This is a genomic window from Streptomyces sp. NPDC048254, assembly GCF_043201895.1.
GTDB lineage: Bacteria > Actinomycetota > Actinomycetes > Streptomycetales > Streptomycetaceae > Streptomyces.
The window spans coordinates 1,074-14,244 of record NZ_JBICZJ010000044.1 but is presented as its reverse complement, the minus strand read 5'-3'; the positions used below and the strand labels follow the sequence as shown (position 1 = coordinate 14,244).

Annotated in this window: 12 protein-coding genes; 2 read left to right on the top strand and 10 right to left on the bottom strand. The window is 72.7% G+C overall.

All coding sequences use genetic code 11. The features are described from left to right. Positions 1 to 444: 444 nt before the first annotated feature. The 5 genes from ACGFZQ_RS52030 to ACGFZQ_RS52010 all read right to left on the bottom strand — a co-directional run bounded on the left by ACGFZQ_RS52030 (position 445) and on the right by ACGFZQ_RS52010 (position 5,779). Entirely contained in the window at positions 445 to 1,578 is a 1,134-nt protein-coding gene (locus ACGFZQ_RS52030; protein ID WP_351740279.1) for a glycosyltransferase family 4 protein, read from the bottom strand. 263 nt (positions 1,579 to 1,841) lie between these two features. Further along, positions 1,842 to 3,569: a DNA repair protein RecN gene (recN, locus tag ACGFZQ_RS52025; protein ID WP_393846480.1), complete on the bottom strand. Its 1,728-nt coding sequence runs from the start codon at positions 3,567 to 3,569 to the stop codon at positions 1,842 to 1,844. A gap of 164 nt (positions 3,570 to 3,733) precedes the next feature. Beyond that, complete coding sequence (locus ACGFZQ_RS52020) at positions 3,734 to 4,639, bottom strand: NAD kinase (RefSeq protein ID WP_351699486.1); 906 nt, start codon at positions 4,637 to 4,639, stop codon at positions 3,734 to 3,736. Next, a complete protein-coding gene (locus ACGFZQ_RS52015; RefSeq protein ID WP_351740281.1) occupies positions 4,636 to 5,451 on the bottom strand; it encodes a TlyA family RNA methyltransferase in 816 nt (271 codons plus the stop codon). Before ACGFZQ_RS52015 ends, ACGFZQ_RS52020 begins: the two co-directional genes overlap by 4 nt. A gap of 7 nt (positions 5,452 to 5,458) precedes the next feature. Then, complete coding sequence (locus tag ACGFZQ_RS52010) at positions 5,459 to 5,779, bottom strand: hypothetical protein (protein WP_393846477.1); 321 nt, start codon at positions 5,777 to 5,779, stop codon at positions 5,459 to 5,461. 42 nt (positions 5,780 to 5,821) lie between these two features. Here ACGFZQ_RS52010 and ACGFZQ_RS52005 point away from each other — a divergent pair, with 42 nt between their 5' ends. Beyond that, positions 5,822 to 6,169: a sterol-binding protein gene (locus tag ACGFZQ_RS52005; RefSeq protein WP_351699480.1), complete on the top strand. Its 348-nt coding sequence runs from the start codon at positions 5,822 to 5,824 to the stop codon at positions 6,167 to 6,169. On the opposite strand, the gene ACGFZQ_RS52000 is transcribed toward ACGFZQ_RS52005, so the two are convergent. From ACGFZQ_RS52000 to ACGFZQ_RS51985, 4 genes are all read right to left on the bottom strand, one after another. Next, complete coding sequence (locus ACGFZQ_RS52000) at positions 6,153 to 7,007, bottom strand: ABC transporter ATP-binding protein (RefSeq protein ID WP_393846476.1); 855 nt, start codon at positions 7,005 to 7,007, stop codon at positions 6,153 to 6,155. The two genes, ACGFZQ_RS52005 and ACGFZQ_RS52000, sit on opposite strands and share 17 nt — an antisense overlap. Then, positions 7,004 to 8,050, bottom strand: coding sequence for a FecCD family ABC transporter permease (locus ACGFZQ_RS51995; protein ID WP_393846479.1), 1,047 nt, complete (start codon positions 8,048 to 8,050; stop codon positions 7,004 to 7,006). Before ACGFZQ_RS51995 ends, ACGFZQ_RS52000 begins: the two co-directional genes overlap by 4 nt. A 56-nt stretch (positions 8,051 to 8,106) precedes the next feature. Further along, positions 8,107 to 9,150, bottom strand: coding sequence for a FecCD family ABC transporter permease (locus tag ACGFZQ_RS51990; protein WP_393846475.1), 1,044 nt, complete (start codon positions 9,148 to 9,150; stop codon positions 8,107 to 8,109). 71 nt (positions 9,151 to 9,221) lie between these two features. Next, positions 9,222 to 10,250, bottom strand: a complete 1,029-nt coding sequence (locus tag ACGFZQ_RS51985; protein WP_393846474.1) for an HAD-IIA family hydrolase — start codon at positions 10,248 to 10,250, stop codon at positions 9,222 to 9,224. 85 nt (positions 10,251 to 10,335) lie between these two features. On the opposite strand from ACGFZQ_RS51985, the gene ACGFZQ_RS51980 reads away from it, so the two are divergent. Continuing rightward, positions 10,336 to 11,619, top strand: a complete 1,284-nt coding sequence (locus ACGFZQ_RS51980; protein ID WP_393846473.1) for a DUF1015 domain-containing protein — start codon at positions 10,336 to 10,338, stop codon at positions 11,617 to 11,619. 85 nt (positions 11,620 to 11,704) lie between these two features. On the opposite strand, the gene ACGFZQ_RS51975 is transcribed toward ACGFZQ_RS51980, so the two are convergent. Then, a complete protein-coding gene (locus ACGFZQ_RS51975; RefSeq protein WP_393846478.1) occupies positions 11,705 to 12,616 on the bottom strand; it encodes a hypothetical protein in 912 nt (303 codons plus the stop codon). Positions 12,617 to 13,171: the final 555 nt, after the last annotated feature.

Below are 13,171 nucleotides of genomic sequence, written 5' to 3'. Positions count from 1 at the left end.
TCCAGCATCAGGCCCCGCAGATAGCACTCGCCCCACCGCCGCTGATCCCGCCGCGGCAACGACCCGAACACATCGGCAACGAACTCCGATAACTCGCCCCGGAGCCGTTCCACTTCCCCCAGCCTCATACCAAGACGATGCCCACTACCAGGCGAGATCACCCGACGTAACGAAGCACTACTAGGCCCGGTCGTTTGGATCATCCCGGCGTCGCGGGGTGTGGCACGCCCTCCCCCAGAGGGGGGACCCCCAGCGGCGTTGTCGTCACTCGCCGGCGTCCCCCAGCCTTCGGCCGGGGGTGCCCCCACCGCGTCGCCCGCCGCGGCAGCGGCTGATCGGCTACGCCTCCTCCGCCTTGCAGTTGCACGCACCACACCCCGCTCGGGTCGGTCGAAAGGCGCCGCACCTCATAGCCGGCCTGATCCAAACGACAGGGCCTAGCGGCTACAGCGGCCGGGGCTGGGTCAACTCGTCGTAGACGCTGAGCACTTGGGTCACCGTCTCGTCCTCCGTCGGCCAGCTCGCCGCCTGCCGGGCGCCCTTCTCCCGCAGTTCCTCGCAGCGTTCGGGGTCGCCGAGCAGTCGCAGTACGGTGCCGGCGAGGGCGGTCGCGTCGCCGTAGGGCACGAGTTCGGCCGCGTCGCCGACCAGGTCGGGGATACCGCCGACGGCGGTCGCGACGAGGGGCACGCGCGCGTGCAGTGCCTCCTGGGCGAGCACCGAACGCGACTCCCAACTGCTGGGCAGCAGTGCCAGATCGGCGGCGGCGAGCAGTTCGGTGACGTCCTCGCGGCGGCCGATGAGCCGGGCGGGCAGCTCCTCGTCCTCGATCCGCCGCTGCAGCACCGTACGCAGCGGCCCCTCCCCCGCGATGACGAGCAGCGGTACCGGATCGAGCCGGCACCAGGCACGCGCCGCGTCCAGCAGGACGTCGTAGCCGCGTTGCTGGTCGAGGGAGCCGACGGCGATCAGCAACGGCCGCCCCATGGCGCCGAGTTCGGCCCGGACCTTGGGCCGCAGCCGGTCCGCGTCCTCCTGCTCCGCGGGCCGCCGCAGACCGGGCAGCGTCACGGCGGCGAGCCGCGCGTCCCGGGCGCCGGTACGGCGGGCCCGGTCCACCAGGTCGGAGGTGGTGCCCAGCACCACGGCGGCCGTCCGCACCACCCGCCGCTCCAGCATCCGCAGCAGATGCGCCCGGGCGCCTTCGGCCTCGGCCCGGTTGTGCCAGGTGACGACGAGCGGGGTACGGCGGCCGCTCAGTGCCAGCACGGCGCGGAAGGAGGCGTGCAGACCGTGCGCGTGCACCAGGTCGGCGTCGGTACAGGCCGCACGCAGCGCGGCCACCGACCCCGGGTCACTGCTGCGCGGCACATGGACATGGTCGGCGCCGACGCCCGAGAAGTCGTAGGCGCGGTCGGCCTCGACAGGGGCGCACACCGTGACCCGCACGCCCCGTGCGACAAGACCGGCGGCGAGCGAACGCACGTGCGCACTGCTGCCGGCGTTGCCACCGCCCAGCACCTGCACGGTGCGCAGCGGTGACTGACCGTGCGATGCGTTGCTGCTCACGGGGCTCACGCAGCCGGGCTCCTGTGTTCGGCGTCGGGACGGTCACGAGGGTACGAAGAGAAGGTATCGGGCCGAGGGGGGCACTGCGGGGCTCCGGGGAGGGGCATACCGGGGCGGGGCGGGGCATGCGCCGGAGTGTGTCACCCGTGAGAGTGACAGTACGGCAAGCCGAGCGGGCGCAGGCTCGGGCTCGCGTGCGGCCGGGTGGGCGCGTCGTCGCGCTCACCCGGCACCGCCTGCCGACACCGGACCCGCGCCCCCGAAGGGGCGCCTCAGGCGTCCGCTCTGGCGGTGGCGAGCAGTTCCTCCGCGTGAGCCCGTGCCGTCTCCGAGTCCTCCTGGCCGGCCAGCATCCGGGACAGCTCCCGGACCCGCTCCTCGCCCTCCAGGACCTTCACGCCCGAACGCGTGACCGAGCCGTCGTTGGTCTTCTCGACCAGCAACTGCCGGTCGGCGAAGGCGGCGACCTGCGGGAGGTGCGTGACCACGACCACCTGCGCCGACTTGGCGAGCTTCGCCAACCGGCGCCCGATCTCGACCGCCGCCTTGCCGCCGACGCCCGCGTCGACCTCGTCGAAGAGGTAGGTCGGGACCGGGTCGGTGCCCGCGAAGACGACCTCCACCGCGAGCATCACGCGGGACAGCTCACCGCCGGAGGCGCCCTTGGCGATCGGGCGGGGCGGGGCGCCGGGGTGCGGGGCGAGGAGCAGTTCGACCTCGTCGGCGCCCGAGGGGCCGTACGCGACCGTACGCCCGCCGACCTCCACGCCCTCCGGGTCCTCGGTCTGCCTGATGTCGAAGGACACGCGCGCGTGCGGCATCGCGAGGGAGCCCAGCTCGGCGGTGACGGCGGCCGCGAAGCGCTCGGCGGCCTCGGTACGCGCGTCGGTCAACGCCTGCGCGAGTCCGCTCAGTTCCGCACGAAGGGCATCGCGCTCGGCGGTCAGCTCGTCGATCCGCTCGTCGTCGCCGTCGAGTTCGGTCAGCCGTGAGGCGCCCCGCTCGGCCCACGCCAGCACCGCGTCGATGCCGTCGCCGTACTCGCCGTACTTGCGGGTGAGCGCGGTGAGCGCGGCGCGCCGCTCCTCCACCGCCGCGAGCCGCAGCGGGTCGGCGTCGAGGTCGTCGGCGTACCCGGCGAGTTCGCCCGCCACATCGCCGAGCAGGATCCCGACCTCGCCGATCCGGTCGGCGAGCGCGGCCAGCGCCGGGTCGTGCGACCGTACGGCCTCCAGGGCGCGGTGGGCGCCCGCGACGAGGGTGGCCGCGTCGATGCCCTCGGGGTCCTCGGGGTTGCCCGCGAGCGCGGAGTGCGCGGCGGTCGCGGCCGACGAGAGCGCTTCGGCGTGCCCGAGCCGCTCGGCCTCCTCGGCGAGTTCGACGTCCTCGCCGGCCCGCGGCTCCACGGCGGCGATCTCGTCGAGCCCGTAGCGCAGCATGTCGGCTTCCTGGGCCCGCTCACGCGCCCGGGTGACGATCTCGTCCAGCTCGACCGCCACGGCCCGCAGCCGCCGGTAGGCCTCGCTGTACTTGGCGAGCGGCACGGTGACCCCGTCGCCCGCGTACCGGTCCAGGGCCTGCCGTTGCCGGGACAGCTTCAGCAGCCCCTGCTGGTCGGTCTGCCCGTGCACGGCCACCAGGTCGTCGGCGAGCTCGGCGAGCAGCCCCACGGGCACGCTCCGGCCGCCCAGGTGCGCCCGGGAACGGCCCTCGGCGGAAACGGTACGGCTGATCAGCAGCGCCCCGTCGTCCAGCTCGGCGCCGGCCTCCTCGGCCCGTACGACCGCGGAGGTGCCCGGGGGCACGGTGAGCCGCCCCTCGACCACCGCCTTCTCGGAGCCGATCCGCACGAGCGCGGGATCGGCCCGCCCACCGAGCAGCAGCCCCAGGCTGGTGACCACCATGGTCTTGCCCGCACCGGTCTCACCGGTGACGGCGGTGAACCCCGGCGACAACTCGACGACAGCGTCGTCGATGACTCCGAGGGACCGTATCCGCATTTCTTCCAGCACGGAGAAGACCTTACGAGGTCCGGCCGACGAAGTGCGAGGCCCCCTGTCACCCGGGCGAGTGGAGGTGCGCCCCAAAGGGGCGCGGGGAACTGCGCGAGCAACCACGAACCACCCGCAGCCGTCGAAGTTCCCCAGCCACCCGCCGCGAACCGCTACTGCGGCGCCCCCCGCCACCCGGAGACCGGCAGCGCGAACTTGGCCACCAGCCGGTCCGTGAACGACGCGTGATGCAGGCGGGCCAGCCGCACCGGCACCGCCCCCCGCCGCACCTCGACCCGCGCCCCGGGCGGCAGCTCGACGGTCCGCCGCCCGTCGCACCACAGCACGCCCGGCTGGATGTGCGGCAGCACCTCCACCGCCAGCACCGAGTCCGGCGAGGTCACCAGCGGCTTCGCGAACAGCGCGTGCGCGGAGATCGGCACCATCAGCAGCGCCTCCACCTCCGGCCACACCACCGGCCCGCCGGCCGAGAACGCGTACGCCGTGGACCCGGTAGGCGTCGACAGCACGATGCCGTCGCACCCGAACCCGGTCACCGGCCGCCCGTCGATCTCCAGCACGACTTCGAGGAGCTTCTCGGCGCCCGCCTTCTGCACGGCCGCCTCGTTCAGCGCCCAGTCGGTGTGCACGATGTCCCCGTTGCGGTGCACGACGACGTCGACGGTCATCCGCTCCTCGACCTCGTACGCCTTGCTCACCACCCGGTCCACGACCTTGTCGAGGTCGTCCCGCTCGGCCTCGGCGAGGAACCCGACGCTGCCGAGGTTGACGCCGAGCATCGGCACCCCGGAGGCACGGGCGAACTCGGCGCCGCGCAGCAGCGTGCCGTCACCGCCGAGCACGATCAGCAGCTCGCAGCCGTCGAGGCTGTGCGGTGAGGCCTCCTCGACGAGTTCGACCTCCTCGGGGAGCGGCAGGTCGCGGGCCTCGAAATCCAGGACCCGTACGCCGACTCCGGCTGCCAGCAGGCCCTTGACCACGAGTTCGGCGCTGCGGATCGCCGCAGGCCGCCCGGTGTGGGCCAGCAGGAAAACAGTACGAGCTCGGTTCTGTGTCAACGCGGCCCCTCCGCCACTGCACGGTCAACGTCGGCCGGGTCCAGTCGGGGTGCCCCGGCCCGCAGCCACAGAAAGTACTCGACATTGCCGGACGGCCCGGGCAGCGGACTGGCGGTGACACCGTTCGTCCCGAGTCCCAGCTCCCACGCCTTCTCGGCGACCCCCCGCACGGCCTCCGCCCGCAGCTGCGGACTCCGTACGACTCCCCCGCTGCCCAGCCTCTCCTTGCCCACCTCGAACTGCGGCTTGACCATCATCACCAGGTCGGCGTCCGGCTTCACGCACCGCGCCAGGGCCGGCAGCACCAACCCGAGCGGGATGAAGGACAGATCACCCACGACAAGATCCACAGGCTCCCCATCGATCGCTTCAAGCGTCAACTCGCGTACGTTCGTACGGTCCTTGACGGTGACGCGTTCATCGCTCCGCAGAGACCAGGCGAGTTGTCCGTATCCGACGTCGACGGCGACGACCTGCGTGGCGCCCGCGCGCAGCAGCACGTCGGTGAAGCCTCCGGTGGACGCGCCGGCGTCCAGCGCCCGCCGTCCCTCGACCACGAGCCCCTGCGGGACGAACGCGGCCAGCGCCCCCGCCAGCTTGTGGCCGCCCCGGGACACGTACTCGGGGTCGTTGTCGTCGGACTGCACGACGATGGCCGCGGCGGTCTCCACCTGGGTGGCCGGCTTGGTCGCCAGGGTCTTGCCGACGGTGACCCGCCCGGCGGCGATCAGCTGGCCGGCGTGCTCGCGCGAACGCGCCAGCTTCCGGCGGACCAGCTCCGCGTCCAGACGGCGACGTGCGACTCCTGCCACGTTCGGTTCAGCTCCTGCTCTGGTGGTACGACGGTGCGGGCGCCCTGTTGCCGTAGGGCGGTTCGGGCGCCGGGGGTCCCGGGCGGGTGTCGAGCGCGGTGAGCGCGTCGCGCAGCCCCCCGTGTACATCCTCGTACACCTCCAGATGCCCGTCCGTGGCGAGGTGGTCGGTGTCGCCCAGCCGGTCGAGTTGGGCGTCGACCTCGGCGTTGCCGGTGGGGGTGCGGGGGACGTTCAGCGGGGCAGGGGCGGCGGGGTCGTACTCGGGCTCGGCCGGGACCGCTTCCGCCGTCTCCGCCACCCGGCCCTCGGGCACAGAGTCGGTCATGCCCCGACGCTACCTCGAACCGCTGGGGTACCGTCGGTCGCGATGGCCACGATCGAGGAGTGCCGCGCCGCACTCGACAAGCTCTCCCACACCATGGGCGGCGCCGAGGGCGACGTCCGCGCGGCCGCCGCCATGGACCGCACGGTCAGCTGCCACATCACCGACCTGGACGTCACCTTCGCCGGCCGGCTCACCGGCGGCCGGATCGAGGTGGAGGAGACGTTCCCCGGGCCGCCGCGGGAGAAGGCGCAGATCGGGCTGGCCATGGCCGGCGACGACCTGGTGGCCCTGGTCGACGGCGAGCTGAACTTCGCCGGGGCCTGGGGCTCGGGCCGGGTGAAGCTGGACGCGAACCTGCTGGACCTGTTCCGGCTCAGGAAGCTTCTGTGACCGTGACCCGCGTACGTGCCTTCCGGGCCGCCGGCACCACCAGCGGCGTCCCCGTCTCCGGGTCGTCGATGATCTGGCAGCGCAGCCCGAAGACGTCCTCGACCAGCTCCGCGGTGACGATGTCGTTCGGGGCGCCCTCGGCGATCACCTCGCCGTCGCGCAGGGCGATGAGATGGGTGGCGTAGCGGGCCGCGTGGTTGAGGTCGTGCAGCACGGCGACCAGCGTCCGGCCCTGCTGCTCGTGCAGCTCGGCGCAGAGGTCGAGGACGTCGATCTGGTGCTGGATGTCCAGGTAGGTGGTCGGCTCGTCGAGGAGCAGCAGCGGCGTCTGCTGGGCGAGCGCCATGGCGATCCACACGCGCTGCCGCTGACCACCGGACAGCTCGTCGACATACCGGTCGGCGAGTTCGGCGACCCCCGTCTGGGCCATCGACTCCTGGACCACCCGCTCGTCCTCGGCGGACCACTGACGCAGCAGGTTTTGGTGCGGGTAGCGGCCGCGGCCGACCAGGTCGCCGACGGTGATGCCGTCGGGCGCGACGGACGACTGGGGCAGCAGGCCGAGGGTGCGGGCGACCTTCTTCGCCGGCATCGACTGGATGACCTGCCCGTCGAGCAGTACCCGGCCCTGGCTGGGCTTGAGCATCCGGGACAGCGCCCGCAGGAGCGTCGACTTGCCGCACGCGTTGGGGCCGACGATCACGGTGAAGGAGTTGTCGGGGATCTCCACCGACAGCCGCTCGGCGATGACACGCTGGTCGTAGGCGAGGGTGACGTTCTCGGCGGACAGGCGGTTCACTGTGCTCCTCTTGCTGTCTGTCTGGGGGTTCGCGCTCATATCCGGCCCGCCTTGCGTTCGGTGACGAGGAGCCAGAGCAGGTAGAGGCCGCCCAGGACGCCGGTGACCACGCCCACGGGCAGCTGGTCGGCGCCGAAGGCGCGCTGGGAGGCCCAGTCGGCGGTGACCAGCAGGGTGGCGCCCATGCAGAGGGAGGGCAGCAGGTTGGGGCCGGGCGAGCGGGTGAGACGGCGGGCGAGCTGCGGGGCGGTGAGCGCCACGAAGCTGACCGGGCCCGCGGCCGCGGTGGCGGCCGCGGTCAGCAGGACGGCCGACACCATCAGCAGCAGCCGTACCCGCTCCACACGCACCCCGAGCGCGTTGGACACGTCGTCGCCCATCTCCATCATCCTGAGGCCGCGCGCGTTGCCGAGGGCCAGCGGAACGAGGACCGCGCACAGCGCGAGCAGCGGCCAGACCTGGCTCCAGTCCCGGCCGTTGAGGGAGCCGGTCATCCAGACGACCGCGCGCGTCGCGTCGACGAAGTCGGCTTTGGTGAGCAGATAGCCGTTGACGGCGGTGACGACCGCGGAGACACCGATACCGACCAGGACCAGCCGGTAGCCGTGCACACCCTGCTTCCAGGCGAGCAGATAGATGGCGAGACCGGTCAGCAGACCGCCGACCAGCGCGCCGAACGTGACCTGGGAGGCGCCCCCGGACGTCAGCACGATGACGACGAGCGCGCCGGACGTCGCGCCCTGGGAGAGACCGAGGACGTCCGGGCTGCCGAGCGGGTTGCGCGAGATGGCCTGGAACAGCGCGCCGCCGAGGCCGAGCGAGGCGCCGACCAGCAGACCGACCAGCACGCGCGGCAGCCGCAGCTCGTTGACGATGAAGTCCTGGCCCGCGGTGCCGTTGCCGGCCAGCGTCTTCACCACATCGCCGAAGGAGATCGGGAAGTCGCCGGTGCCGATCAGCACGACACTCGCGGCACACGCGGCCAGCAGCAGCACGGTCACGACGACCAGCGCCCGCAGGTCCGTCCGCAGGGAGAGCCCGCCGGGGGTGCGCAGAGTACGCGTGTTACGCGTGTTCTTCACAGCGGTGGTCTTCACAGCAGTGGTCTTCACAGCAGTGGTCTTCACAGCAGTGTTCCTCACAGCTGGGCCGTCCTCCGCCGTCGTACGAGAAGAATGAAGACCGGCCCGCCGATGATCGCGGTGACGATGCCGACCTGGAGCTCCGAGGGGCGGGCGACGATCCGGCCGACGACATCGGCGCCGAGCAGCAGCACGGGCGACAGGATCGTCGCGTACGGCAGGATCCAGCGCAGGTCGGGGCCGGTGAAGGAACGCACGACGTGCGGGACCATCAGGCCGACGAAGGCGATCGGGCCGCAGGCCGCGGTGGCCGCGCCGCACAGCACGACGGCGGCGAGCATGGCGAGGGCCCGGGTGCGGCCCAGGTTCGCGCCGAGGGCGCGGGCGGTGTCGTCGCCCATCGCCACCGCGTTCAGCGGCCGGGCGAGGCCGAGGGCGAGCAGGGTGCCGACCGCGAGGAACGGCAGCACCTGCACGATCGTCGAGTCGTTCGCGGAGGCCAGCGAACCGACCGTCCAGAACCGCCACTTGTTGAGCGCCGCGCCGTCCGTGATCATCACGGCCTGGAGATAGCCGTAGAGCGCGGCGCTGATCGCCGTGCCGGCCAGCGCCAGCCGGACCGGGGTGGCACCCCGGCTGCCGCCCAGGAACCACACCAGCGCGCCCACGGCGGCCGCCCCGAAGAAGGCGAACCATACATAGCCGTTGAGGGTGGTGACGCCGAAGTAGGTGATGGCGGTGACGACCGCGGCCGACGCGCCCGCGTTGATGCCGAGCAGTCCGGGGTCCGCGAGCGGGTTGCGGGTGAGCGCCTGGAGCACCGCCCCGGACAGGCCGAGGGCGGCGCCGGCCAGCAGACCGAGGACGGTCCGGGACAGCCGCTCGTCGACGACCACGTCGCCGTAGGTCCCCGTGCCGTGGAACAGGCCGTGCCAGACCTGGTCCAGCGGCAGCTCCTTCGCTCCGATCGCGATGCTCGCCAGGGCGACGAGCAGCAGGATCACGACGGAGACGAGGAGCCCAAGGGTCCGTATCGCCCGGCGGGTTGGGGGCGCGGGGGCGGTCTCCGCGCGCTGTTCGGGAGGACTGTCGACCAACACCCGGTTAGGTTAGCCTACCCTCTCATCGGATCGATGCCCGGTCCGGTGAGCAGGGGGTGGGCGGCGTGGCCTCAGAGCCCCAGCCGCGCCAGCGCCTTGCCTCCGTCCAACTCGCAGGAGCCGTCCCCGGCCGCCGTCCAGGCCGCCGCGCACAGCGCCCGCAGCCCGTCGAGGGCCTCGCCGTCCCCCGCCAGCTCCAGCCGGTCAGCCCCCGCCGTGGCCGTCCAGCCACCGCACCGGTAGCCGTCGCCCGCCGCCGTGACCTCCGGCTGTCCGGTGAGCAGCCCCCGCAGATCGGCGTCGACATAGGTCGGCCGGTGCTGCGGCGGCGCGGCGAGCAGCTGCGGCCCGTCGGTGACACCGGTCAGGACGAGCAGCGAGTCGACCCCGCCGTTGAACGCGCCCTCGATGTCGGTGTCCAGCCGGTCCCCGACCACCAACGGCCGCTTCGCACCCGTCCGCAGGACCGTCTCCCGGTGCATCGGCGGCAGCGGCTTGCCGGCCACCTGCGGCTCGGCTCCCGTCGCGATCCGGACAACCTCCACCGCCGCGCCGTTGCCCGGCGCGATCCCGCGCCCGCTGGGAATCGTCAGATCGGTGTTGGACGCGAACCAGGGCACCCCGCGCGCGACGGCGTACGACGCCTCGGCGAACCGCCCCCACGCCAGGTCAGGGCCGCCGTACCCCTGCGCGACGGCGGCCGGGTCGTCGTCGGCGGAGTCCACCGGCTCCAGCCCGCGCTCCCGCAGGGCGACCCGCAGCCCCTCGCCGCCGATCACCAGCACCCGCGCACCCGCCGGCACCTGCTCGCTGATCAGCCGTGCGACCGCCTGCGCCGAGGTGATGACGTCATCCGCGCCGGTCGGGATCCCCAGCTCGGTGAGGTGCCCGGCCACCGTGTCCGGCGTGCGCAGCGCGTTGTTGGTGACGTAGGCCAGATGCATCCCGCCCGCGCGCGCCGCCGCCAGCGACTCCACTGCGTGCTCGATCGCGCTGCCGCCCGCGTACACCACGCCGTCCAGATCGAGCAGCGCCGTGTCATACGCCGTGCTCAGAGCCTGTTCACTGCCCTCGGGACCAGTCCCGACACCCTGGCTCATTCCTCATCGCTCCTCGTCACTCTTCGTTGTCCCGCCTTTCCCCATCGATCATCCCGCACGCCACTGACACACGTACGATGCCGGGATGAACACTGCAGGTCACTCGGAAGCAACGGAGCGCCGAGGCCTGGAACTCAACCCGTTCCGAGGCCTTCGCTACGACCCCGACCGGGTCGGCAGCCTCGCCGCCGTCACTTCCCCGCCGTACGACGTCGTCGTACGCCCCGACGGCGTACACCACCTCCAGTCCGCCGACCCGCACAACATCGTCCGTCTGATCCTGCCCCAGGCAGGTACCCCCAGCGCCGGTACCGAGCAGGCGGCCGACACGCTGAAGCGCTGGCAGGCCGAAGGCATCCTCACCACGGACCCCGAACCCGGCCTGTACGTCTACGAGCAGCACGACGGCAACGGCATGCTCCAGCGCGGGGTCATCGGCGCGCTGCGGATCTCGGAACCGTCGGAGGGCGTGGTGCTGCCGCACGAGGAGGTCATGCCCCCGGTCGTCGCCGACCGCGCGGCCCTGATGCGCGCGACCTCCGCGAACCTCGAACCCCTTCTCCTGACCTACCGGGGCAACGGCACGACCGCCGAGGTCGTCGAAGCGGCGGCCGACCGCCCCCCGCTCCTGGCCACCACCACGGAGGACGGCTTCCACCACCGCCTCTGGTCGATCACCGACCCTTCCGAGGTGGCACGTGTCCAGTCCGACCTGGCCCACCACCAGGCCCTGATCGCCGACGGCCATCACCGCTGGGCCACCTACCTGCGTCTACGCGCGGAGCACGCTTCCCCCAGCCCCTGGGACTACGGCCTGGTCCTCCTGGTCGACACCGCGCGCTACCCGCTGCGTGTCCGCGCCATCCACCGCCTGCTGCACGGCCTGCCGGTGGCGGACGCCCTGGCGGCCCTACAGGACCATTTCCGGGTACGACGGCTCGACGTCCCCCTGCCGCAGGCCCAGGAGGCGCTCGCGGACGCGGCCTGCGCCGGCAACGCGTTCCTGCTGGCCGGCGACGGGACCTTCCACCTCGTCGACCGCCCGGACCCGGATCTCCTGGCCCGTACGATCCCCGCCGACCGCCCGGCCGCCTGGCGCACGCTCGACGCGACCGTCCTGCACGCCACGCTCCTCGACCACGTCTGGCGCATCCCCGAGGACTCGAACGCGCACATCGCGTACATCCACGACGCGGCGGCGACGGTCGCCAAGGCGGAACGTGCCGGCAGTACGGCCGTCCTCCTGCACCCGGTCCACGAGGAGGTCGTCCGCGACCTGGCCCGCCAGGGCGTGACGATGCCCCGCAAGTCGACGTCCTTCGGCCCGAAGCCGGCGTCGGGACTGGTGCTGCGGGCGCTCGACATCTGAGAACGGCTGAGAACGGCTGAGAACGGCGACGAGAACGAGAGAGGGCAGGCCCCGGTCGGAGCCTGCCCTCTGTCGAACGCCGTGATCAGTCCTTGTCGGCCTCGGACTTCGACTCGATCTCGGTCTCCGCCTCTGCCTCGGCCTCGGCCTCTGCCTCGGTCGCGGACTTGGCCGCGGCCTTGGAGTCCGCCTCGGAGTCGGTCGCGGCTTCGCCGAGGGACTCCTCGGACTCGTCCGCGTCGTCGTCCACGTCGACGTCCGTGTCCTCGGCCGCTTCCTCGTCCGTGACCGTGACCTCGGCCTCGTCCTCGGCCTCGTCGTTCAGGGCGTCGACGAACTCGACCCCGTCCAGCTCGGCCAGCCGGTCGGAGGCGTCCGTGCTGCCGTCCCGGTCGGCCTCGACGGCCTTGGCGAACCATTCCCGCGCCTCGCCCACACGCTCGGCCGCGAGCAGGGCGTCGGCGTAGGCGTACCGCAGCCGCGCGGTCCACGGCTGTACGGAGTTGGACGCCAGCTCGGGGCTCTGCAGCGTCACGATCGCCGCGTCCAGCTGCCCCATGTCACGCCGGGCACCGGCGGCGACGAGCCGCATCTCGACCTGGCCGGCCTTGTCGAGCTTGTGCACCTCGGGGGCTCCGGCCATGTCCAGCGCCTTCTCCGGCCGCCCGAGCCCACGCTCGCAGTCGGCCATCACCGGCCACAGGTCCGCGCTGCCGGTCATCCGCCGCGCGGCCCGGAACTCGGCGAGCGCCTCGCTGTACTTCTGGTTCGCGTACGCGGCGAACCCGGCGGCCTCACGCACGGCGGCGACACGGGACGCCAGACGCAGGGCCACCTTGGAGTAGCCGTACGCGCCCTCGGGGTCCTCGTCGATGAGCCGCGCGACCATCACCAGGTTCTTGGCGACGTCCTCCGCGAGCGTCTTGGGCAGGCTCTGCAGCTCCTGGCGTACGTCCTTGTCGATCTCGTCGCCGGTGACGTCCTCCGGGATCGGCAGGCGCTTGATCGGCTCCCGGTCCCGGTCGCGCTCACGCTCGTCACGACGTCCGTAACCGCCGCCACGCCGGTCGTCGCCTCGCCGGTCGTCCCGACGGTCGTCGCGCCGGTCGTCCCGGCCGCGGTAACCGCCGCCGCCCCGGTTGTCGTCCCGACGGAAGTCACTCCGCCCGCCGCGGTCGTCGCGGTCATCACGACGGACGGCGGGACGGTCGTCGCGGCGGAAGCCACCCCGGTCCCCACGGTCGTCCCGCTGGAACGCCGGGCGGGAACCACGGTTGTCATCACGCCGACCGTAGCCACCACCACGATTGTCATCACGCCGGTTGTCATCACGCCGGTCATCCCGACGGTCGTCGCGCCCGCGGTAGCCGCCGCCGCCCCGGTTGTCGTCCCGACGGAAGTCACTCCGCCCGCCGCGGTCGTCGCGGTCATCACGACGGACGGCGGGACGGTCGCCACGGTCGTCGCGGCGGAAGCCACCCCGGTCCCCACGGTCGTCCCGCTGGAACGCCGGGCGGGAACCACGGTTGTCATCACGCCGACCGTAGCCACC

Coding starts and splice junctions, on each gene's coding strand:
- ACGFZQ_RS51980 (WP_393846473.1), top strand. CDS start 10,336: ATGAACACTGCAGGTCACTCGGAAGCAACGGAGCGCCGAGGCCTGGAA.
- ACGFZQ_RS52005 (WP_351699480.1), top strand. CDS start 5,822: ATGGCCACGATCGAGGAGTGCCGCGCCGCACTCGACAAGCTCTCCCAC.
- ACGFZQ_RS52000 (WP_393846476.1), bottom strand. CDS start 7,007: ATGAGCGCGAACCCCCAGACAGACAGCAAGAGGAGCACAGTGAACCGC.
- ACGFZQ_RS52010 (WP_393846477.1), bottom strand. CDS start 5,779: ATGACCGACTCTGTGCCCGAGGGCCGGGTGGCGGAGACGGCGGAAGCG.
- recN (WP_393846480.1), bottom strand. CDS start 3,569: ATGCGGATACGGTCCCTCGGAGTCATCGACGACGCTGTCGTCGAGTTG.
- ACGFZQ_RS51985 (WP_393846474.1), bottom strand. CDS start 10,250: ATGAGCCAGGGTGTCGGGACTGGTCCCGAGGGCAGTGAACAGGCTCTG.